The organism is Larkinella humicola, from assembly GCF_008727875.1.
GTDB lineage: Bacteria > Bacteroidota > Bacteroidia > Cytophagales > Spirosomataceae > Larkinella > Larkinella humicola.
Map to the genome: position 1 here is coordinate 82,628 of NZ_VTWS01000010.1, position 23,784 is coordinate 106,411.

Annotated in this window: 14 protein-coding genes; 7 read left to right on the forward strand and 7 right to left on the reverse strand. The window is 53.6% G+C overall.

The window, feature by feature from the left end; all coding sequences use genetic code 11:
* Position 1 precedes the first annotated feature (1 nt).
* The 4 genes from F0P93_RS28060 to F0P93_RS28075 form a co-directional block, all read right to left on the reverse strand.
* Positions 2–463, reverse strand: a complete 462-nt coding sequence (locus F0P93_RS28060; protein WP_150881126.1) for a MarR family winged helix-turn-helix transcriptional regulator — start codon at positions 461–463, stop codon at positions 2–4.
* A 291-nt stretch (positions 464–754) separates the two neighbouring features.
* The gene (locus tag F0P93_RS28065) at positions 755–4,348 is read right to left on the reverse strand and encodes a glycoside hydrolase family 9 protein (protein ID WP_150881127.1); all 3,594 of its coding nucleotides are present in this window, start codon (positions 4,346–4,348) and stop codon (positions 755–757) included.
* 277 nt (positions 4,349–4,625) lie between these two features.
* Positions 4,626–8,255, reverse strand: coding sequence for an ABC transporter permease/M1 family aminopeptidase (locus F0P93_RS28070; RefSeq protein ID WP_150881128.1), 3,630 nt, complete (start codon positions 8,253–8,255; stop codon positions 4,626–4,628).
* Positions 8,256–8,359: 104 nt separating this feature from the next.
* Entirely contained in the window at positions 8,360–9,262 is a 903-nt protein-coding gene (locus F0P93_RS28075; protein WP_150881129.1) for an ABC transporter ATP-binding protein, read from the reverse strand.
* Between the two features lie 404 nt (positions 9,263–9,666).
* On the opposite strand from F0P93_RS28075, the gene F0P93_RS28080 reads away from it, so the two are divergent.
* From F0P93_RS28080 to F0P93_RS28090, 3 genes are all read left to right on the forward strand, one after another.
* Complete coding sequence (locus F0P93_RS28080) at positions 9,667–10,854, forward strand: pyridoxal phosphate-dependent aminotransferase (RefSeq protein WP_150881130.1); 1,188 nt, start codon at positions 9,667–9,669, stop codon at positions 10,852–10,854.
* Positions 10,855–10,941: 87 nt separating this feature from the next.
* Entirely contained in the window at positions 10,942–12,504 is a 1,563-nt protein-coding gene (locus tag F0P93_RS28085) for a flavin monoamine oxidase family protein (protein WP_150881131.1), read from the forward strand.
* 164 nt (positions 12,505–12,668) lie between these two features.
* A complete protein-coding gene (locus F0P93_RS28090) occupies positions 12,669–13,664 on the forward strand; it encodes a Hint domain-containing protein (RefSeq protein ID WP_150881132.1) in 996 nt (331 codons plus the stop codon).
* Positions 13,665–13,713: 49 nt separating this feature from the next.
* Here F0P93_RS28090 and F0P93_RS28095 read toward each other — a convergent pair whose 3' ends face one another.
* The 3 genes from F0P93_RS28095 to F0P93_RS28105 all read right to left on the reverse strand — a co-directional run bounded on the left by F0P93_RS28095 (position 13,714) and on the right by F0P93_RS28105 (position 16,234).
* Positions 13,714–14,715: an NADP-dependent oxidoreductase gene (locus F0P93_RS28095; protein WP_150881133.1), complete on the reverse strand. Its 1,002-nt coding sequence runs from the start codon at positions 14,713–14,715 to the stop codon at positions 13,714–13,716.
* Between the two features lie 97 nt (positions 14,716–14,812).
* On the reverse strand, positions 14,813–15,403 hold the full coding sequence (locus tag F0P93_RS28100; RefSeq protein ID WP_150881134.1) for a TetR/AcrR family transcriptional regulator: 591 nt from the start codon (positions 15,401–15,403) through the stop codon (positions 14,813–14,815).
* Between the two features lie 63 nt (positions 15,404–15,466).
* Positions 15,467–16,234, reverse strand: a complete 768-nt coding sequence (locus tag F0P93_RS28105) for an SDR family oxidoreductase (protein WP_150881135.1) — start codon at positions 16,232–16,234, stop codon at positions 15,467–15,469.
* A 225-nt stretch (positions 16,235–16,459) separates the two neighbouring features.
* Between F0P93_RS28105 and F0P93_RS28110 the strand changes: the two genes are divergently transcribed.
* From F0P93_RS28110 to F0P93_RS28125, 4 genes are all read left to right on the forward strand, one after another.
* Entirely contained in the window at positions 16,460–18,109 is a 1,650-nt protein-coding gene (locus tag F0P93_RS28110) for a sulfatase family protein (RefSeq protein ID WP_150881136.1), read from the forward strand.
* A 293-nt stretch (positions 18,110–18,402) separates the two neighbouring features.
* A complete protein-coding gene (locus F0P93_RS28115; RefSeq protein ID WP_150881137.1) occupies positions 18,403–19,038 on the forward strand; it encodes an RNA polymerase sigma factor in 636 nt (211 codons plus the stop codon).
* A gap of 69 nt (positions 19,039–19,107) precedes the next feature.
* Positions 19,108–20,226 carry a FecR family protein gene (locus F0P93_RS28120; RefSeq protein WP_150881138.1) on the forward strand — a complete coding sequence of 373 codons (1,119 nt, stop codon included), beginning with the start codon at positions 19,108–19,110 and terminating at the stop codon, positions 20,224–20,226.
* A 130-nt stretch (positions 20,227–20,356) separates the two neighbouring features.
* Positions 20,357–23,692, forward strand: coding sequence for a TonB-dependent receptor (locus F0P93_RS28125; RefSeq protein WP_225309680.1), 3,336 nt, complete (start codon positions 20,357–20,359; stop codon positions 23,690–23,692).
* Positions 23,693–23,784: the final 92 nt, after the last annotated feature.

A 23,784-nucleotide genomic window follows, 5' to 3' on the forward strand; every position in this document is an offset into this window, starting at 1 on the left:
TTTACAAGTCTTTGTTGTTGAGTTGACGGGTTGTTTCATTCATTAGGTTGATAGCTTTTGAAAAGTAGGTTTCAATGGTTTTGAGTTCAGTGGTTGAAAACGAAGCCATCAGTTTTTCTGACTCGCTTCTGAATTCCTGATAAAGCGGTACCAAAAGTGCCATGATGGCTGCGGTGTCGGGCTCAATAATGACCTTCCGTCGGTCGTCCGGAGCAAATTTCCGTTTTACCAGTTTTTTCTTTTCAAACCGGTCTATTAAACCGGTAACGGCACCGGTCGTTAGACCGGTTAAATTCGAAAGCTCCCCGGCGGTCATTTGCCCCTTTTCGATCAAAAATCCCAGGTACTTGTGGTCAGTTCCTGAAAGCCCAGCCTTGCGGGCAACGGCTTCGTGCATCTGAATGGCGGTGTAAGCATACAATTGGCTCAACTTTCGTACGGGTCGGGTTACGTCTTCTTTCATAGTATCTTTTCAAGTAAATATCTTAGTTGCAAAGATAATAGCAAATTGGCACGATTACCAAGTATTTTTGGGCGGGCTTTGAGGACGTAGTGCTAGTCCCTGGCTTTCAAAAAGCAATGTGGAATGATGACAACGGAGTGGACGGAGAGGCACAATCCACTAAAAATTTTATTTTGATAAACTTTTGATTTTTAATGCTTTACAAGGTTTTCTTCAACGAGCCATAGTCGTATAAATTTAACGGGAGCAAACCGTCGCTTGCTCCCGTTCAGTATGGAGTAGGCCGTCTTTTTACTCGACCACAACCTTTTTGGTGATCAGCGTCGTTTCGCCCTGCACCGAAATCAGGTAGTTGCCCGGCGCCAATTGACCCACCGGAAACGCATACGCCGTCGTTGAAACCGTTACCGGTCGTTGCCGAAGGACGCGTCCCTGCAAATCGGTTAGTTTCAGCTCAATAGTCTCATTCGTTCGAAAACCGCTCAACGACACCATAACGGTAGTTTGTTGCCGGTCGACCGGGTTTGGATACACCCGCACCACCGGTTTGCCATCGGGTTCCGCCGTGGCCAGCCGGGCCGACGAAGCCGCTGAAAGCTGAAGATTGTCCACGTAGAAAACCGAGTTGGTCGCTCCGCCCGTGTCCTGAAAATAGAGGTCTTTCAGGGTGGCCGGACTGCCCAGGTTCGTGAGGGGAATGGTCACCAGCGTCCAGGCGTTGGCCGTTGGCCGAACCGTGTACCCCTGCGAGCTGCTATTGAGCGTTACGTTAAATTGCTGCCCGCCCGTGGGGCCGCCGTGTACCCAGAACTGGAGCTGGGCATACGAAGCCAGCGGAACGGCGGATTCGGGGTGGAGGTATAAACCGCCCCAGCCCCCCGTATACTGCAACGCCAGCGATTTGCTGCCAGCTTTTACCGGGGTGCCGTTGGCGTAATTCCGCGAAATGCTCCACGACCAGTCGAGCCAGCCGGTTTTCAGGGCGTCGTCATAAATCAGCAAACCACCCGGTGCGGGGTCCGGCGGTGGGGGCGTGGTGTTGCCGGACGAAACCAAGTGCAACTGATCGATATAAACTGCAGCCTGTGAGGTATTCGTGACGTCCTGAATGAAAATATCCCGCAAAGTCGCCGGGTTTCCGAAGGCGGAGAAAGGCACCGTGACCAGGGTCCACTGGTTTGCTTTGGGCGTAAATTCATACGATCCGCTGCTGTTGATCACCACCTGCATCCGCTGCCCGGCATTGGGGCCACCGTGTACCCAAAACTTCAGACTCGGGTACGTACTCAGCGGAACCGCCGTTTCGGCATGGAGATACAAGGCTCCCCAGCCCGCCGTGTTCTGGAGCGAAAGCGACTTGGTTCCGCTGTAAACCGGTGAGGTCGCGCTGTAATTCCGGGTCATGCTCCACGACCAGTCGACCCAGCCGGTTTTGAGCGCATCGTCATAAATGAGGAGCGAAGCCGGTTCCGGACCCGGATTGGTTCCCGTTACAGACACCACGGTCGTCGTCGTTGCCTGGCAGCCATTGATTCCAACGGTCAGTGTATACGTTCCGGCGGCTGTGGTCGTGACGTTTGCAATGGACGGGTTTTGAAGGGTGCTGACAAAGGCATTCGGCCCTTTCCAGCTATAACTTGCTCCGGTGCCAGCCCCGGCGGCTGTCAGATTCAGTGTTTGACCAGCCGCAAGGGGGGTGTTGCTCGAAGCCGTCGCCGGGGGGAGGGCGTTGATTGTGACGGTGGTTGTCACCGTTTGCGCCGTTCCACCGGAAGGCGTCACCGTCAGCGAGTACGTCCCGGAAGCGGCTGTACCGGCATTGGGAAGGGTTGGATTAGCCACCGTTGCGGTAAAACCGTTCGGGCCGTTCCAGAGGAAAGTGGCTCCCGCCGGGGCGTTGGCCACGACCAGACTGAGGGTTTGTCCGCTGCAAACCGGGCTATTGCTCGACGCTGAAATCACCGGTGGGGGCGTTGTTCCGCCCGGACTGGTGAAATACGCCACCAGAAATGTGTACCCCGCCTGGTTGTAGATGGCCGGTTCCGTGATTTCCCACGAGGGTTCCGGGTAGCTGGTGTTCCAGTTGCGGTATGCCTTCATGGCCGGTTGGTTTTTCGGAGGAGCCGACGAACCGCCATAGTACACGTTGGGGCCACCCACCAGAAAACCGGGGGGCGGACCGAACTGCGACGACGCCCCGTCGTAGCGCGCCGAACCATCGCGGAACCAACTGTGGTAAAACTCATCGACGCTGTTTTCGGCTCCGGCATTCGCCCCCCGGCTGCCCATGTTGCTGAGGTAGGTCCAGGAGAGCGGGTTGCGTCCGTGGAAATAATGCAGATACTCTTCCGCAATTTCCTGGTAGAGCGCATTTTTGGCTGGATTGACGTTCAGATCGACCGCCAGTAGGGGAAGAATCGCCCACAGCGCCTTTTGCAAATTGGAGCCCCAGGAATAGTGGCCGGTCCACATGAAACCCAGGTAGGGGTCGCTTTTCTGCGTGTGGTACGATTCAAGGGGCCAGTCCATCGTACTTTTGAACTTGTCCCTGATCGCCGTCACAACGGCGGGCGTCGCGCCGGAAGCCTTGGCGTAGACGTAGTAGGCCCGGTTGAGTTCCCAGCACAGCGACGCATCCAGATTACCGTTTGAGAACGGATGAAAACCGTTTTCACTTGTGCCGTTTACGTCGTTGTAATGGGCATCGAAATACGATTTGTATTTGGCCGTTCCGGTGGTGGCAAACAACTCGGCCGCTGCCGCAACCCGCCGGCGTTTGTCGTCGTTGGCGTTGGAACCCGCATCGGCAGCCGCCGTTGAAGCGTCGTCGGTTCCCGAAGCGGGCAGCATCGTCGGGTTGGCTTCCAGGTAGGTCCAGGCTTTTTCCGAAGCCGCGCGCAGGGTGTTGACATAGCCCGGATACTGACCGCCGTAATTCCCGTACAGCCGGGCCGCATGGGCGGTGATGGCGGCAAACGTGGCTGTCGACCAGGTGGTTATCACCGTATAATACCGGGGCTGAACGTCCGTTGCCGGATCGTCGGAACCGTTGTCGTAGCTTGTCACCGTCACCCGGCTGTGAACCCCGCCGTTGTCGGCCTGCATCCGCAGCATCCAGTCCAGCTCCCACTTCAGCTCGTCCAGCAGGTCCGGAACGCCGTTGCCCGACTCCGGAATGTTGGTGTTGTCGGGAAAAGCTGTGGGCCGGAGTTCATAACCAACCATGAGGTTCCACATCGTGCTGCTCAGAAACGGGATGTACTTGTTGTAGTCACCGGCATCATACCAGCCACCGGTCACGTTCCGCTGCGTTCCGGCCTGGGCTGAGGTGGTGTACAAGAGGGCGTTGGCATCCTGCGTGTGGGCCGGGCCGTGGGTCCAGTTGCCGCCGTGCTGTGCCGGGATGGCCGTGCCGGATCGCTGGTAGTAAAACGTCCGGGTCGATGCCTTCAGAGCGGCCGCGTAGATGTCATCGCGCACCTCAAATTCGTACGAACGCAGGTTGTTCGCCGGGTCGTAGACGTAATACCGACCGGGCGTGGTCAGGCTCGAAAAATCGCCGTGCCACGCTTTGTCGCCCGAGTCGGTGTGGAGATTCCCGTTGTTCCAGATGGTTACGTTTGCTGTCAATACCGTCGAATTGTCAGACGAGCGACGAATCTGGAACTGACTGCCCGGTGTGTAGGGCGAGCCGTTGTTCTGGCCATTGACCGGGTTGGCAAACACGACGATTTTCTTCGCCGACGGTCGCCAGCCGAACTGGTCGACGATGATCTGTTTGCTGATGGACTGGGCTCCGGCCACCGAAATGACCAGCCATCCGGCAAAAAACCAATGCAGTGAATACAGGAATCCGGTTCGAAAACGCTGATTTAGTTTCCTCATGCTTTTGTTGTTTGGTGAATAAAAAGATTGAATCTGTAAAGTAGATTCCAAAACAACCAGCACTCTAGAGGAAGCACGCTGAAGTGCACAATTCAGGCATTCAATTGTCTATTTTACCGGCTCAGATCACGGGCGTGATTTTCTGATTGCCGGACAGGAATAGTGTGTTGAAGAGAGTTCTATCGCAAAGTTGAGCGGAGTAAATCAGAGTTCAGCAGAGTTTTTTTTCTCTGAAAAACTCTGCTGAACTCCGCTCAACTCTGCGATAGAATTTCTCTTAATCCACCGGCTTCACATTGTCGTCCGACACCCGGTCGATCAGCTTGTTGTACGGATCGATACCGGCTTTGGCGGGTTTGCCTTTCACCACGAATTCCAGTTTATGAACCCCCGGCGCTAACCACTGCTTTTTCAGATAGAGCGGCACTTTTTCCGTCATGCCCTTCTTGTTTTTCGCATCAGCCGCAAAAATTCCGATCTCGATCAGGTCTTTGGCCTTGCCTACCCCGGTTTCCTTTCCCGCCTTGTCGTAGTACAGCTTTTTGGTCTGCACGGTCATCGTCACTTTGTACTGATCGTTTTTCAGCGGCTCGGCTTTGGCTTCCGTGATGCGGTTTTCGTAAAGAGAGATTTTTTCGAAATTGTCGGTCAGGAAGTAGTGCAGGGAGTCGGGCGTGGCGGCTTTGATGTAGCTATACCAGTCGCGGCTGGTGGTGAAAGGCGCTTTTTGCTGGAAGGCATCTTTCTCCACATAGTCCCGGAAAGCCCGGTTGAGCCGTTCTTCACCGATGTAATCCTGCAAGGCAAACAACACCACCGAACCTTTGTCGTACCAGACGTAAGCCCGCGTATCGTTGTCGAGCAGCGTTTCCTCAAACTTGTCTTCCGACGACCGCCCGCGCAAATACCGGTCGAGGCTGTATTTCAGACGTGATTGCATGATGTTGTCGCCGTAGGTTTTTTTCAGCACCATCAGCGAGGCATATTCCGCCATCGACTCCGAAATCTGGTTGGCGCCCCGCGTGTTGCTCGGCATCACCTGATGGCCCCACCACTGGTGCGCCACTTCGTGCGCGGTCACGTAATAGGCATAGTCGGTTTTGTCGGGATCGCGGAAGTCGCCCACCCAGCCGAAACTCTCGGCATAGGGTACGGTGTTCGGAAACGACTGCGCAAAACTGGCGTAGCGCGGGAACTCCATAATCCGCATTTGCCGGAACTGATACGGGCTGAAATACTGGTTGTAATAATCCATCGATGCCTTCACCGAATTCACATACCGGTCGATGTTGCGGCCATGCGCCGGGTGGTGATACACTTCGATGTTGACGGTTTTTCCATCCGGGCCTTTCCAGACATCGCGTTTGACGGCGTAACGGGCCGAACTGACGTTCATGAAATAGGCCATGGGCGCATCCATTTTGTACTGGTAATACTTGCGTCCGTTGGCCGACCATTCTTTTTGCAGATACCCCGGCATGATCGCAATCTGGTCGGGCGCGGTGCTAACGGTGCCTTCAAACGTAATCCAGTCGCCGTCCTGCGTAAACAGAAAATTGCTGCGGCCCCAGGCGTCGGTGTAGGGCGGCTGCTGGTATTGCTTGATGGGCAAACCGAATTTTTTGCGGTATTTGTCGCTGGTCAGCTCTCCGTTGGGGGTATAGCCAAAAGTTGGAAAAATGCCCGTATCGAAAAACGTGCCGTTGTAGACCAGTTCCCGGTTTAAACCGCTGTTGGTGAATCCTTTGGGTTGGGCCGTAATCGTGATTTCCATGCGGGCTGTATCGCCGGGCTGGAGCGTTCGGGGCAGTTGGTAGATGTAATACCGGAAAACCGTGTCTTTCAGCAGGATTTTTGGGTCTTTGCCGTCAATCAGCAGCGTTTTGGTTTTGGGATGATTGTATTCCGGCGAACTGAACAGCAGGTGCAACGAATCGAGCGGGCGGGCGGTATTGTTGACGATCGTGAAAATACCGTTGGCCGTCACGCGTCGTTCTTCCGGCACGAGGTCGATTTTTACTTTTAAATCCGTGATTTTCGGGTGCGCGACGCGTTCGTAGCGGCTGTATTTTTTCTCGTACTCGGCCTGCAATTCCCGGGTTTCGTCGGCGGTCTGGTACTTGTTCAGCACGCTCACGTTGTAGTAAATCCAGATGCCGGAACCCACAAAGATGAGCAGACAAACGACCAGGGCCATCAGCGGCAAGCGGGTGAACCGCAATTTGGCCAATCGCCAGCGGGTTTTCAGGTCGCCTTCCGAACCCCGGTTCCAGAACAGATTGCCGATGATCAACAGCGCAAAACCAAACGCCAGCCAATAGAGGTTGAACCAGAGCAGCGGTTTCAGAAAATGCCCGAAACCGTTCATGTCCGAAATCCGGTAGCCGGGCGTGTAACTGTAAAAAAACAGGTTATAGTCCAGTTCCGCAAAATTCCGCAGCGCGATCAGCACCACCCAGATTCCGATCGTGATGATGTGGCCCGTAAACTTGCTGTTGACCATAATATGGACGAAAAAAGCCAGCATCAGCAGTTGCAGGTATTCGGGAAACTCGATCAGGTAGAGATCGGTAAAGTACTGGTTGAAGTCATACTGGAAATACCCTTTGACGGTTTGGTTCAATACACCACTGACAATCACCAGATTGACCAGCAGAAAACAGATGCCGGCCAGGGCCAGAAACTTCGATCCGTAGGTCACCCAGTTCGGGACGGGCAGCGCGTCGGCAATGTTATCAAACCGAACGGCTTTGTCGCGGTGGACGCTCTCGCCGGTGTAGAAAATAATGAGAATAAAGACGAACAGAATGTAATCGAAGTCCTTTACCTCAATCATGTAATAGGTCGTTGGCAGCGAGCGCGTTCCCATAATTTGGTCGGCAAACCAGCCATCCAGAAACAGAAACAACACGCCCCCCATCAGAATGACCAGAAAATAAACGTCTTTGATGATGTTGCCGAATTCCAGTTTCGTCAACCGGAACAGGTGGGTGAGATAGGCCTTGGTGGAATAGATTTTCTCGGCCACGGGCAGCGTAGCGAGCGGTTTTGCTTTTTCCGTAACCCCGTCGGTTTTCGATTTCTTACCCAGTTTGATGGCCAGAAACCGCTGAAAATCGAACCGAAAAACCGTATACAGCAGCGTCACCAGCCCAATTCCGCCCCACAACAACCGGTTCAGCAGCACGTTGCCTTCCAGCCCGGCGTGGAGTTCGTTCTGTTCGGCGGGTGTCCAGTATTTGGTTGCGTTCGTGAATGTGTTGAGCGCAAATGGATCGAGCAGATCGACGATGTCCTTGTTTTCCAGATCCGACGCCAGCGTAATGCCCAGCAAATACCCGATGAACAGCAGCAGACTCCCGGCATAGGTCACAAATACGTTGCGGGTCAGCGCGACCAGACTAAAAAACAGACTTCCCGTGAAAAAGACCGTCGGAATCACAAAAACCAGCATCGGCTGCACATAATCCCACAGCCGGATCGGGCCGTAGCGTTCCACGTTGTCGGCCAGGTTCAGGACCGGACCCAGCAGCGACCCCAGCACAATACCGACGCAGGCGCAGCTCATGATGGCAATCAGGATGAGAAACGAACCCAGATACCGCCCCAGCAGGTAGCCGCGTTCGCTGATGGGGTAGGAGAAGAAGTAGGAGCGGGTGTTGTGTTCGATGTCGCGGTAAACCGGCACGCCCATCACCGCCGAACTCATCATGGTGGCGAAAACACTCATGAGAATCAGCAGGTACGAAATGGCGTAAGGCGAGTTGACGTTCGCTTTTTCGGAAGCCGGGCCGTTGCCGTAAATCAGGATGAGAAAAGCATATAAAAACAGGAGCAGGCCGTATAAATAGGTGGCCGGACGCTTCAGGCGATAGGTCAATTCAAAGGTAAAGATGTTCCAAAACATAAAGAGTTAGGAATTAAGAGTTAAGAGTGAAGAGTTATGAGTTAAGACGGGGCTGCTTTTGCGTTGGCTAACGCGTTGTATTTTTAATTTTTAACTCTTCACTCTTAACTCATCACTCCCAACTCCTGGTGGCTGGTGATTTTGGAGAAGTAGACGTCTTCCAGATCGGCTTCGACGGGTTCAAAACCGAGTTGCGGACTGTCGCTGTAAATGTGAATCTGGGTTCTTCCGCCCTTGAGTTGCGTCGAAATGACCTGGTGGTTGGCCTTGTAATTGTCCAGTTCGGGTTTTTCGATGATTTTGCGCCAGATTTTCCCCTGAATGGCGGCCACGAGGTCGGCGGGGTGCCCCTGGGCGATGACGTTGCCGAGGCTGATGATGGCCATGTCGGAGCAGAGGTTGGTGACGTCTTCCACGATGTGGGTGGAGAGAATGACGACGGTATTTTCACCGATTTCCGACAGCAGGTTGTGGAAACGGTTGCGCTCGGCGGGGTCCAGACCGGCGGTGGGTTCATCGACAATAATCAGGCTGGGATTGCCAATCAGGGCCTGGGCAATGCCAAACCGCTGTTTCATCCCGCCCGAAAACGTGCCTAAATTTTTCTTTTTGACGTGCGCCAGATTCACTTTTTCGAGCAGCGCATCGACGATCAGTTTGCGTTCCCGGCTGTTGCTGATGCCCTTCAGGCTGGCAATGTGGTCGAGCATGGTTTCGGCCGACACTTTCGGATACACGCCAAATTCCTGCGGCAGATACCCCAGCACCCGCCGGATGCTGTCTTTTTGGCGAATCACATCGATGGTACCCAGGGGGGTGTCTTCAAGCAGAATCTGGCCGCTGTCGGCTTCCTGCAAAGTGGCGATGGTGCGCATCAGCGAAGACTTGCCCGCGCCATTCGGACCCAACAGCCCAAACATGCCCTGCGGGATGGTCAGGGTGACGTCGTGCAGGGCTTTGACCCCATTTGAATAGGTCTTATTCAAATCCTGAATCGTAAGTTTCATTCCGGAAAAATTTTAGGTTATGTCGTTGAAAACCGGGTCGGTGGATAGGCTTTTCGAGTAGACGGTAAGTATATCAAATATTCGGCATTATTCTGCCTGAGGTACTAAATCTTTCTACGCACTTTTTTGGGGAAACTACGCATTTCAAGGCCCAAATAACCGATTCAGTAGAAGTTTAAAAATGAACTCATTTATGATGATTTTATAATTATTATGATAAAATCAGTTTGTTTTTTAAGTGTAAAGTAGGAATTATTATAAAAAGAATATAAATCTACTTTCATTCAGAAAGCATTTTGGAAATTTTGACTATTTTTGAAATGACGAAATTGGATTTGGCTTTATTCGGTAATAATAAAATCTTATCGTAGTTTAGTACAAAAACTTACCAACTCTACGAAATCATGAATCACCCCATCACCCGCAGGAATCTGTTACGCACCGGTGCGTTGTTCACCGCCGGATTATCCCTGAGCCGGGCCGCCTTGGGTCGGGAGGTATGGAACCCGGTTGCCGCCAATGCCCTGCATGAACAAACCCTCATCGACGAGTTTGCTCAACTGGGCCGGGAAATGCCGAAACTGAAGGCCCGCATTGCGTTTAATGAAAACCCGCACGGGATTTCCCAAAAAGCCAAAGACGCCATCCTGAAAGCCGTCGAAACCAGCAACCGGTATGCCATGTTCGAAGGTCAGGAATTGAAACAACTGATTGCCGCACGCGAAGGGGTTAAACCCGAAAACATCATGCTCTCGGCCGGGTCGTCGGAATTGTTGACGGCAATGGCGGTTTATTTTACCGGCAGCGCGGCCAAAGGCGCGGGCGGAACCATCCTGACCAGCCAGTTTACCTATGACGATTTTCTGGGATGCTCCAAGAAGTTCGGTGCCAAAATCGAAGCTGTTCCGCTGACAAAAGAATACCGTTACGACCTGGCGACTATGAAGGCTAAAATCACGCCGGATACGAAGCTGGTCTACATTTGCAATCCCAACAATCCGACCGGCACGGTGGTTCCGGCGGCCGAACTGGTGGCTTTCTGCAAGGAGGTTTCGCCGAAACTTCCGGTCTTCATCGACGAAGCCTACATCGACTTTCTGAAACCCGAAGACCGCCCGGCCCTGCCGAAGCTCGTAGCCGAGGGGCACAACGTATTCCTGACCCGGACGTTCTCCAAAATCCACGGTTTTGCCGGTTTGCGGTTGGGCTACGCCATCGGTCCCGAAAAATTCCTGACCGAACTTCAGAACTATTCCCGGGGCGAATGGAACCCGAGCGTTACTACCCTGAAAGCCGGCATTGCCAGCTACCAGGACCTGGAATGGCAGAATTTCTGCCGCACTGAAAATGACAAAGCCCGCGAATTGCTCTATAAAGGCCTGAAAGAGAAGGGTTACGAATACGTTCCCTCGTACGCCAACTTCGTGTTGTTCCCGATTCGGATGAAAACCAAAACCTTCGAAAAGGAGATGTTTGGCAACGGTATTCTGACCTCAACCCGCGAACACAACGCCCAGCCCTACTGCCGCGTCAGCATCGGCACGGTCGACGAAATGGGGATGTTTATGGATGTCTTTAAGAAAATTGCTTAGTTAATTATGGATGATGAACGATGAACGATGAATTGAATAATGTCAAACATTCATCATCCATCGTTCATCCTTCATCATTCATCAACTATGACCCGACGTAATTTTATTGAATCAACCGGAGCTACGTATGCCACCTTGCTGGCCTGGGGACTGCTGAAACCGGCCCCCGCCGAAGCGTTTGATTTACCGGCCAATGGCCTGAAAGACGGAAAAGCCCGCAAAGTGGTGATTCTGGGGGCGGGTTTGGCCGGTATGACCGCAGCCTACGAACTCGGCAAACTGGGCTACGACTGCACGGTGCTCGAAGCCCGCAGCCGTTCCGGCGGCCGGGTCTGGACGGTGCGCGGAGGAACGAAGGAAACGGAAATTGGCGGAGCTGAACAGGTTTGCAAGTTCGTTGACGGTCAATACTTTAACGGCGGAGCCGCCCGGATTCCCCACAACCACCAACTGACGTTGCAGTATTGCCGTGAACTGGGTGTGCCGCTTGAGATTTTCAATGGCTCCAACGAGTCGGCCTGGCTCTACAACGAGGGCGGTACGGGCGCGCTGGCCAACAAACGGATGCGCATCCGGGAATACCACAGTGACCTGCGCGGTTACACGAGCGAGTTGCTGGCGAAAGCCCTGGATCAATCGTCGCTCGACCAGCAGTTGACGAAAGAAGACGTTGAAAAGCTGATCGACTTTCTGAAAAATGAAGGGGATTTGAATACCGGCAAGCTCTACAAAGGCACCAACCGCCGGGGCTACAAAACGATGCCCGGTGCGGGTTCGATGCCCGGTGATCTCGAAGACCCGTACGGCCTGACGGAATACCTGCGTTCGGGCTACATGCAACCGGTTTTTTACAACAACGGCGATTACACGTTCGAGCAGCATTCGACGCTGTTGCAACCCGTTGGCGGAATGGATGCCATTCCGAAGGCGCTGGAGAAAAGGCTGGCCGGAAAAATCCAGTTTAATGCGCCGGTAAAAGAACTGCGAAAAACGGAGAACGGCGTTCGGGTAGTTTATCAAAAAGATGGCAAACCCACCGAGCTAACGGCGGAATTCTGCGTCTGTACGTTGCCGCTGCCCATTCTGAAAAAGATTGAGTCCGATCTGTCACCGATGGTCAAACGGTCGGCGGATTTTATTCCCTACATGAAAACCGGCAAAATCGGCCTGCAATTCAAACGGCGGTTTTGGGAGGAAGACGATGCGATCTACGGCGGAATTTCCCGTACCAACATGGATATCAACCAGATCTGGTATCCATCGTTCGGTCTGATGGGCAAGAAAGGCGTCTTGATCGGGTATTATAATTTCTATACCCGGGCGGGTGCCGTGGGGGATATGCCGCTGGCCGCCCGCGAAAAAATGGCGCTGGAGCAGGGTTATAAACTTCATCCGCAATACCCGCAGGAGTTTGAAAACTCGTTTTCCCTGGCGTGGCAGAAAATCCCGTACAACGAAGGTGGCTGGGCGTTGTATGACGATGCTGTCCGAAAAAAATACTATCCGTCGCTGCTCGAACCGGATGGAAACATCTACTTTGCCGGAGAACACACCACGTATCTGACGGCCTGGATGGCGGGAGCGTTCACCTCCGCCCGACGCGTGGTCGATTCGCTGCACGCCCGCGTTGGCGAGTACACGAAGAAATAATTTGATGCCCCTAAATCCCCTGAAGGACGGTCGGCCGCTGCATCCGAAGAATTCCGCGTCCAAGTCTCCTTCAGGGAATTTAGGGGCATGGATGTAAGACCAGGTTATCTGAGAAAATAAGAAATATCGAATATTAAATCTCGACTATTGAATAACGATCTACCATGAAAACTAACCTACTCCGTACAGGTCTGCTTGTCTGTTGTGTGATTATCGCGCAACTGGTTTCTTCTCACGTTTGGGCGCAAACTGCTTCCATGTCGCTGGATCAACTGAAAGCCGTCAAAGCCATTAAAATTGGTAATCTGGAAAAAGATACCTATTTCAAATCCGGCGATTTCATTCTGGATCGCTACGAAGAACGCCCGGCCTATGTCTTCAATTACAGCGACGGGATTCCCCGGAAAATCTATCTGTACAAAGTTTTCACGGCTGCGGATACCAAGGAACTGGGTTTGCTGGCGATCTATGAAAATGGAAAAACCAAAGAAACCAAGCCGTTCGTGATTCCCGGTGCCAGCGCCGACCGCAAGGCCTGGGATGCCTACATTGACGATCTGAAGTATGTGGGCGAAAAAGAAGCCGGACTGATGTCGGCACTCGGTTTTGTGCTTTCCCGCGAAATGGCCCTGCTGATGGGCGGTGGCGGTGCGAAGGAAGAAGGCGGTGACAAGAAGAAGGAAGAATACAATTTCTGCTTCCCGGCCGACGCCGTGGTGACCCTGGCCGACCGTCAGACGAAAGCTATTCAGGATGTCAAAGCCGGTGATGAAGTGCTGGCTTACGACGCCAAAACCCGCCTGCTGGTTCCGGCACGGGTGCAGGAAGTGACCATCCACGCAAAACCCAATCTGGCCATCGCCGGGGTTTGGATGACGCCGGTTCAGGATCTTTCGGCCAGCAACACGGCTGCATTGACCAAGCCGGTTTTGCTGGAAGCCACTGCCAACCACCCCGTTCAAACTGCAACCGGTACGAAAAAACTGGGTGACCTGCGCAACGGCGATGTGCTGTACCGCTTCGATGGTGCTACCCAAACCGTGTCGGCCTGGAAAGTGGCCGCCGTTCAGCATACGGTTCGCACGGTTGACAAAGTCTACAACCTGACGACGGACAAAGGGAGCTACCTCATCAACGACGTCGTTGTTCTGGATAAATAAAGTTTAGGGTAGTTTGGCCGAAAAGCGCGGAATCTGATAAGCCATCTGACTACGTTACGTTGATGACAACCTTGCCCTTGGCCCGTCCGCTTTCCACGTAAGCCAGGGCTTCATTGGCCTCATTAAACGGAAATACCTTGTCCATCACCGGGCGTATGATCTGATCATCGATCAGCCTGGTGATTTTGGCAAGCTGGTTTCCATCGGCTCGCATAAACAGGAATGAATAGGTCACGCCAAGGGCTTTTGCTTTGCGTTTGGTGGTGTAACTCAGAAAGAACATCACCATGTTCAGTAGCCAGTTCAGGCCGATTTCTCTGGCAAATTCAGGATCGGGCGGGCCGGCGATGGAAATGAGTTTGCCGCCGGGCCGCAGCACCCGCAGTGATTTCTCCAGTGTGGCGGCATCCTGGCTGTTGAGCACCAAATCATACTGGCTGAGGATGCTTTCGAAATCCTGGGTTTTGTAGTCGATTATCACATCGGCCCCCAGGCTCTTCACGAGTTCAAGGTTGGCTGCGCTGGTGGTGGTGGCTACGGTTGCGCCCAGGTGTTTGGCCAGTTGGATCGCAAAGGTGCCCACTCCGCCCGAACCGGCCTGAATGAACACCTTTTGACCTTTTTTGAGGTTGCCTTTTTCAACCAGGGCCTGCCAGGCCGTCAAGCCCACCAGCGGAATCGACGCAGCCTCTTCCATCGACAGCGACGCGGGCATGATGGCGACGTCGGCTTCATCAATGGCGATGAATTCGGCAAACGTACCAATGCGGTAATCGGCGGGGCGGGCGTAGATTTTGTCACCAACCTTGATTTTTTTCACCTTCACACCCACTTCGACAACCACACCTGCCACGTCATGGCCCATGATGAGTGGTAATTTGTAGGGGAGCATGGCTTTGAACTCACCCGCTTTGATTTTGGAATCCAGCAAATTGACGCCGGCGGCATGGATTTTAACCAGTACGTCATTTTCCCGCAGTTTCGGCTCCGGCATCTCCCCGAAGCGCATGGGCTCTTTTTTGTTATATCGATCAATGAAGAAGGCTTTCATGCTGTAGTAGGTGTTAGTTTTGAAATGAGACGGTTTCTGGTTTACAATTAGTTCTGATTCGTTTTAGACTTTTTGGTCTATTTCGTGGCAAATTTTTTTAGGAAGCATACCGCTCCAGTTCTGCTTTCAACCTTTTGATAAGACCGATCATCGGCTGAGCGGTATTCATTGCCCTGCACATGACAACCCCGCCTTCGACAGCGGCAACCATATGGAAAGCATAACCAACCGGATCAAGTTTAGTCGAAAATTCCCCATTCTCAATGCCTTGTCTCAGGATAGCAACCGCCAACTCCTGCCCCCTGCCGAAGACAGCCGCCACCTTTTTTTTAATAATCGGGTGCGTATCGTCCGATTCTACGGCCATGTTGAAAATGGGGCAACCCCCACGGATGTACGTATTGAGGGGATCGCTGTACAAGTCAAGAAAAGCGAAGATTTTGGCCTTGGCGGTATCAGCCTGCCCAATCGTAGCCAAAATTTTTTCCGTCATTTTTGAGAGCAGCAGGTCAATGACCTGAACTGAAAGGTCTTCCTTGTTCTCAAAATGGCCATACAAACACCCTTTGGCTACTTTGGTGGCAGCAAGCACGTCGTCAATGTGAACACCGGCGACCCCTCGTTCATTGAACAGTGGCGCTGCGGTTTCCAGAATAAATTGCTTGGTTCGTTCAGCTTTCGTAAGCATGATGCAAAAATAGACTTTTTAGTCTATTTTTGCATCATGCTGGTATTGATTTATTTACCATCACTACATCCCCCAAACCGTCATTCCGCCATCCACGGCAATCGTCTGGCCGATGATGTAACCCGCTGCGGGCAGGCACAGAAAGGCGACGGTGGCGGCTACTTCTTCTACTTTTCCGACGCGCCCCATCGGCGTCCGTTTCAGAATGCCTGCCAGTTTTTCGGGATTATCCAGCACCGGTGCCGCCAGGGGAGTGTAGATGTACCAGGGCGCGACCACGTTGGTTCGAATGCCGTCCGTGGCCCACTCCACGGCCAGATTTTTCGCCAGTTGGTGCAGTGCTGCTTTGGTCATGCCGTAAATAGAACCACTGCTGGTGTGCGTCAGCCCCGACACCGACGAAACAAACACGATACTGCCTTTTCCCGACGACTTCAACAGCGGATAAACTGCCTTACAGAGTTCGTAGCCGGCCCGCAGGTTGGTGTTCAGAAGAAGATCGAATTCGTCCGTTGAGTAGTCGATGGTGGGTTTTCGGATGTTCGTACCGGCATTGTTGATCAGAATATCCAGGCTTCCCCAGCGGTTTTGGACGGTTTCGGCCACGTGCTGCACCGTCCCCGGCTGGCTGATGTCAGTGGCCAGACCATCCACCGAAAAACCGCTTTGCCGGTATTCAGCCAGTTTTTGCTGCAATACATCATTGTCACGGGCCACGATAAACACCTCTGCGCCCAGTTCCAGCAGTTGGTTCACAATGGCTTCGCCAATGCCTTTGGTTCCGCCCGTCACCAGGGCGCGGGAGCCGGTAAGTTTCCAGAAAGAATTCATATTGCGTATTTGATTACAGGTTGGTAGTCGTCCCTCTCCGTTTGCAAGAAAAGGAACCTTTGCCGGTTTTCCAGAGATGGGAAGATTTCTTTTCCAGGGTTTATTGGAATGGATTGAGAATCATCAATGCAATATGATAAACGCTACATGTAAAAGTGACTGATTGCGGAATACATTTGCACTGAGCGTTTATCATTTTGTTGCATTGATGATTGATTTCCTTCCATGAAAACCTACCCGACCCTTGCTCTGTTTGTTCTCGTCAGCGTTTTCGGTTTGGGCCTGGTGTTGCGCCCGGCCCATCAGACGCCCGAATCGCCCAGTATACTCTGGATCACCTGCGAAGATATGTCGCCCCACCTCGGTGCGTTCGGCGATCGAGTGGTGAAAACGCCCAATCTCGATCGGTTGGCGGCCGAAGGAGTCCGGTATTCGCGGGTCTATTCCACCGCCGGGGTGTGTGCGCCCAGCCGGTCGGCTCTCATCACGGGCATGTACCAGACCTCGATCGGAACGCAGCACATGCGAACGCTTCAGGCCGATCCATTTCCGCACAAATCATCGCCGGTCAAATCGTATTCCGCCGTGCTGCCCGAGGAGGTGCGTTGCTTCCCCGAATATTTGCGGAAAGCGGGGTATTATACCACAAACAATGAAAAGCAGGATTACCAGTTTGTGCCGCCCGTGACGGTTTGGGATGAGAGCAGCCGGAAAGCCCACTGGCGAAACCGCCCGGTCGATAAACCCTTCTTTTCAATTTTTAATCTGGTGATTACGCACGAGTCGCAGATCTGGGCGCGGGACAAGGAAACGCTGCTGGTTCGACCGGAAGACGTAACCGTACCGGTCTATTATCCCGATACCAAAACCGTTCGGCACGACATCGCCCGGCATTTGTCCAACGTCATGCGCATGGATTCCATTGTGGGAACGATCCTGCAGCAGCTCAAGGAGGACGGACTCTACGACAACACCATCATCTTCTTTTATTCCGACCACGGCGACGGTCTGCCTTTCGTGAAACGGGAGGTGTATGACCGGGGACTGCGCGTTCCGATGATTGTCCGGATTCCGGAAAAATTTCGCGTAAAGGGTTCCAAACCGGCCGGAAGCACCGATGACCAGCTCATTAGCTTTGTCGATCTGGCACCAACGGTTCTTTCCCTGGCGAATAGTTCCCTGCCGGATTATTTGCAGGGACAGGCGTTTTTAGGGCCGAAAAAAGCCGCAACACCCCGGAAATACATTTTTGCGGGTCGCGATCGCATGGATACCGAACTCGACCGGGTGCGGGCCGTGGGCGATGGCCGGTACAAGTACTACCGCAACTTCATGCCCGAAAAACCGTATTACCAGAACATCAACTACCGGCTGGGCATTCCGATGATGAAGGAATTGCTGCAGTTGCAGGAGGAAGGAAAACTGAATGCGACGCAACAACTGTGGTTTCGGAAAACGAAACCGGTGGAAGAATTGTGCGACACCCGGACCGATCCGAACGAGTTTACCAATCTGGCCGCCCAGCCCGCCCACCAGGCCAAACTGCGGGAGTTGCGTGCACAGATGGATGCCTGGCAGAAAAAGGTGGGCGACAAAGGGGCCATGTCTGAAGCGGAAATGCTGAAACAAATGTGGAACGGAAATTCTGAACCGCCCAAAACCGCTGATCCTGAGCTGGTGAAGTCGGGAAATACCGTCGCCTTTCACTGCGCCACGCCGGGGGCTTCAATCGGGTATGTGCTGAAACGGGGTGCTGACCAGCCCAACGTCTGGCAGGTTTATGCCGGAAAACCGATCCCTGTTCAACCGGGCGACTCGCTGCGGGTGGTGGCCCACCGGATTGGCTATTTGCCGAGCCGGGAAGTGAAATTATAAACGGGCGGTCTATTCCGACGTGATTTTAATCACGGATCGAGTGTTGCGATTTTCATGAAGTGACCGGTTTTTTTTATGCCCCGTCAGGGGCCCAACAGCGCGGTTCATTGATGAAAACCCGATTGGATTTTTCCCGTGGGCCATCGCTGAAACCGGGGCAAAACGATTTGAAAATATATTTTGCACAATCCTGAGTATTAGTTGAATTTTATCCCCTATTAACCACCAGTCGTATCCTTCGACCGCATACGTGCTCTGACTGCCTATTCTGAATCCGGTAAATCGTAAGGACCATGCTGAAACCCGATATCCATGACAAACGTCAAAATGCCTGGGAGAAAACCGACGAAACGCTGCTGTGGCAGCAATTCCGGGAAGGGCCGCAGGAGGCTTTTCAGGCGTTGGTGCAGCATTTTTACCGGGAACTCCACTTTTACGGCGGCCGGTTTACCCGCGACTCCGACCTGCTAAAAGATTGTATGCAGGATCTGTTTCTGGATTTGTGGACGTACCGGGCCAAAATCGTGCAGACGCAGTACATCCGGCCGTACCTCTACAAATCGCTCAGGCGTAAAATCCACCGGGAAATGATGCGCCATGCGTCGGTCACCGGCGATGACGGTTTTGTGTTCGACGACCTCAGTTCGGAAGAAATTACGGCGGAACAGGCTTTGATCCGGACGGAATTGTCGGACTACCAGACGGCCCGGCTGAACGCCTTGCTGGAACAACTTTCGGATCGCCAGCGGGAAGCGATTCACCTGAAATTTTACGGCGAGCTATCGAACGAGGAGATTGCCGACATTCTGGCCGTCAACAAGCAGTCGGTTGCGAACCTGCTTCACCGGGGTTTGCGCCGACTGCGGGAAAGCTGGCCCTCGCTGCTGTCGTTGATCGGATATTGGTTGCTGGAGTCTGGACATAAATAAACCGGACGCCCTGAGTATGACGCGCCAAAGCCTTCCTATTAACGACCGAAGCCCTTCCACAACACAACGATGAAAGCGTATCAACACTATACCGTCGAAGATTTCCTGCTGGATGCCCGGTTTCGGGCCTGGGTCAAACACGGCCAGCCCGAAGCTCGGCAGTTCTGGGAACAGTGGCAACGGGACAATCCGCACCAGCGCGCGACGCTGCTGCTGGCGAAAGACATGGCTGAAGCCCTGAAAAACCGCCCGCATAGCCTGGCTCTCGAGCAGGAACAGCTGGAGGTGGAGCGCATCGTCAAGCTGGCCCGCTATTCCCCGGAGCCGTCCCGCTGGCAACTGGTTCAACAGTCGTTCAGCAACCGGTTTTGGCAGACAGCGGCAGCGGTCGTCCTGCTGGTGGGGATAGGTTGCGGCGTGTTGCAGTGGCAGGATAAAAGATCGCCTGAGTCAGAAACCGCAGCCTTTACGGATTCGGAAAAACCGTCGGATGCGCCGTGGATCAATCAGGTCAATGGCACGTCACAACCCGTCCGACTGACGCTGCCCGACGGTAGTAAAATGACGCTGATGCCCAACAGCGAAGCGCGGTATCCCCGCGTGTTCGACGCCGGTCAGCGCGAAATCCAACTGAAAGGCGAGGCCACGTTTGCCGTCGTTCACGAAGGAACGCGGCCGTTTCTGGTCTACAGTGGCCCGCTGGTAACCCGCGTGCTCGGAACCCGGTTTCGGGTACAGGCTCGAACAGGCGACAAGCAAATGAAAGTGTCGGTGTTGTCGGGCAAGGTGTCGGTGATGGACCGGCGCGACTGGATGGCGTCCCGGCGACCGGATAAACGCGAAGTGCCGGGCGTTGTATTGACGGCCAATCAGCAGGTTACGTACGATGCCAGCCAGAATCATTACCAGAAAGAACTCGTTCCACAACCTGCCTTGATAGCGCCTGCGGAAAACCGGGAAAGCTTCGGTTTTGAGGATACCCCCGCTTCCGACGTGTTTGAACGACTGAAAAAAGCCTACGGTGTCGAAATCATCTATGATCCCACGATTCTTCGGAACTGCACCTTGACGGCGTCGATGGCGGGCGTACCGCTCCACGATCAACTCCGGTTGCTGTGTGCTTCCATCGGTGCCTCCTACGAGGTGGTCGATGCCCGGATCATTGTTTCCAGCCGGGGCTGTCCGTAAATCTTCCAAAAAAAAGCCCGCTATGGTGCGAACATAGCGGGTGGAATTGACCGATCCGGCGGCACTTTCGGGCCACCGCGGACCGGTGTAGCTACTCCTTTGCCCGGAATAACTAAACCACCTCCAATTTATGTACAAGTTTACAAACCACGAAACGATTCGGATGCTTATGCGACTTTCGTTCCTCCAGGTAGTACTGACGGCGTTGCTGATCAACGGCGCGCTGGCCGCCCGGGCGCAGGAATTACTCGACCAGCGGGTGAGCGTTCGGCTGGACAATTACACCGTCAGGCAGGCCTTGCTGACGCTGGAAAAAACGGCGCACGTCAAGTTCGTCTACAGCCGTCAGGTAGTTCAGATCGACCGGAAAGTGTCGCTGGCTGCTACCGACGAACGGCTGGTGGATGTCCTCGACCGATTGCTGAAACCCTTGCAATTAAGCTATGTCGTCACCGGAAGCCAGATTGCGCTCATTCGTTCCCCGATTCCCGACGGCATGGGAAGTGTTCAGCCCACACCCAAATTCGAGGAAACAGCCCAAACCGCCGACCGGTCAGTAAGCGGAAAAGTGACCGACGAAAAAGGAGAGGGGTTGCCGGGCGTGAGTGTCGTCGTAAAGAATACGACCCGCGGCACCACCACCGACGGCAACGGCGCGTTTCGGCTGAGTGTTCCCGACGAAACCGCCGTACTGATTTTTTCCTTTGTGGGCTATGTCAATCAGGAAGTTAGTGTTGGGAGCCGGACGGTTTTCGACATCCGGCTTGCGCCCGATCAGAAGGCACTGGACGAGGTGGTGGTGGTGGGGTATGGAACCGTCAAAAAGAGCGATTTAACGGGCTCACTGTCGCAGGTCAAATCCAAAGACATCAATTCATACCCGGCGACCAACGTGTTGCAGGCCTTGTCGGGCCGGGCGGCTGGGGTGCAGGTGCTGCAAAATACCGGTGCCCCCGGTGCCAGCGTCAGCGTCCGAATTCGGGGGACCAATTCCATTCAGGGCGGCAACGAGCCGTTGTATGTCGTCGACGGTTTTCCGTTGTCCGGCAGCAATCCGACGGTGTTGAACAATGCCGATATCGAGAACATCGAGATTTTGAAAGATGCGTCGGCCACCGCGATTTACGGATCTCGCGGTGCGAACGGTGTGGTGTTGATTACAACCAAACGCGGAAAATCCGGCAAAACCACCGTGGACTTTGAAACCAGTTATAGTACGCAGACGCTGCGGAAGAAACTGGATTTGATGAATGCGAAGGAGTTTGCGACCTTTTACAACGAACAGGCCGCCAACGACAACCTGAAGCCGTATTTCACGCAGGCCCAGATCGACGGTTTTGGGCAGGGGTTCGACTGGCAGGATTTCGTGTTTCAGCGCGCACCGATGAAAACGTCCGCCCTCACCATTAGCGGAGGAAATGACAAAACACAATTTTCCATCTCCGGCAGCCTGTTCGGTCAGGACGGCATCATTCGCGGCAGCGACTATAACCGGTATTCACTCCGCACCAACCTTAGTCACGCGATTAGTCCCAAGCTCACCTTCAACCTGTCTTCGACCTTAACCAAAATTACGACCAACGCCCGCAACAGCCAGGGCGGCAACCGGGGGGCGTCGCTGATCGCGGGCGCGATTTCGGCCCCACCGGTTTTAAACCCTTACAACGACGACGGCACGTACCGGGTTTTTGGCACAACCTTCGCGTTCATCAATGCGGCCCTGGTCAATCCGATCAACTCGCTCAACGAGCAAACCAATTTGACCAAAGGAAACCGGGTGTTGACCAATGCTGCCTTTGTTTACAATCCGATTCCGGAACTTACCCTCAAAATTTCGGGCGGTATTGAAAACGCCGACGACCGCACCGATTCGTACACGACCAACAATTACGTCGGATCGCAGGGGAGCGCGGGCGTCAGCACCAGCCAGTTTACCAGCCTGCTGAACGAGAATACCATCAGTTACAACAAAACCATCCGGCAAAAGCACAGCCTTTCGGCGGTCGCCGGTTTTACTTACCAGGATTTTGTCAGTACCTCGCTGTACGGCAGTGGGTTAGGTTTTATCAGCAATGCCAGCCAGACCTACGATCTGGCGGCTGCCGGAACGCCGGGAATCCCCACGTCCGGCTATTCGAAATCGACGCTTGCGTCTTTTCTGGGGCGCGTTAATTACGCCTTCGACAGCAAATATCTGGCAACGGTCAGCTATCGGATGGACGGTTCTTCCAAATACAGCGCGGGCAATAAATGGGGCCATTTTCCGTCGGCGGCCGTGGCCTGGCGGGTTTCGAACGAAGATTTTCTGAAAAACAACGCGTTCATTACCGATCTGAAACTTCGGGCCAGTTGGGGGCTGACCGGCAGCCAGGCCATTGGAGCCTATGCAACCCTCAACCAGTTGGTGTCGGCTAAAACCATCTTCGGCGACGCGCTGTATACGGCCTATGCCCCCGGCACAAACCTGCCCGGGAATCTGAAATGGGAGACCACCGAGCAGAAAGACATCGGTGTGGACTTCGGGATTTTGGGCAACCGGATTGTCCTTACGGCGGACTATTACCTTAAAAATACGCGCGATCTGCTCAATACCGTGCAATTGCCGTCGTCGCTGGGGTTCATAACCACGCTGAAAAATGTGGGCGAAGTTCAGAATAAAGGCGTTGAACTGGGGCTGAATGCCAACCTGTTTTCGGGCGCTTTTAAATGGGATATCAACGCCAACATGGCCTTTAACCGAAACAAGGTAATCAAGCTCTATGGCGGGCAGGATATTCTGGGCGGTTTTGTCGACATCTCTGCCATTACCGATACGCGGAATATTCTGCGGGAAGGCCAGCCGATGGGTCGTTTCTGGGGATACGTGGAAGATGGTTATGACGAAAAAGGAAAGATAAAATACAAGGATCTGGACGGTGACAAAGCCATTACGGTTCGGGATAAAACGTTTATCGGTGACCCGAATCCGAATTTTATTTATGGATTTAATTCCAGCATGTCGTACCGGAATTTCGATTTAACCATCTTCATACAGGGAACGCAGGGCAACGATGTTTTTAACACCAGTTCTATTAACAATACCGTCGATTACGGCTACGGGTTAAACATGCCCCGCGAGGTCCTGCTCGATCATTGGACCCCGACGAACCTGAATGCGAAATACCCGGTCATCAGCAGTACCACCCGCACCAACGTGTCCGACCGGTTTGTGGAAGACGGTTCCTACCTGCGGCTGAAAAACATTGTGCTGGCCTATAACCTGCCGGTTCAGAAATGGGGTGTCAACTGGATTCGCTCGGCGCAGTTTTACGCCAGTGGCCAGAATCTGCTGACGTTCACCAACTATTCCTGGTGGGACCCGGAAGTGAACTCCAACGGGGGCGCCAACTCCACCGCCCAGGGTTTTGACCAGTACAGTTACCCAACCGCCAAATCGATCACCGTGGGCCTGCGGGCGGGATTTTAAAAATTATTGAGTGATTGAGTGGCGGGGCCGCCCATGCGGTGGGCGATTGAGTGATTTTTTTCACGATTACCGAGATGTATAAACTCATTCAA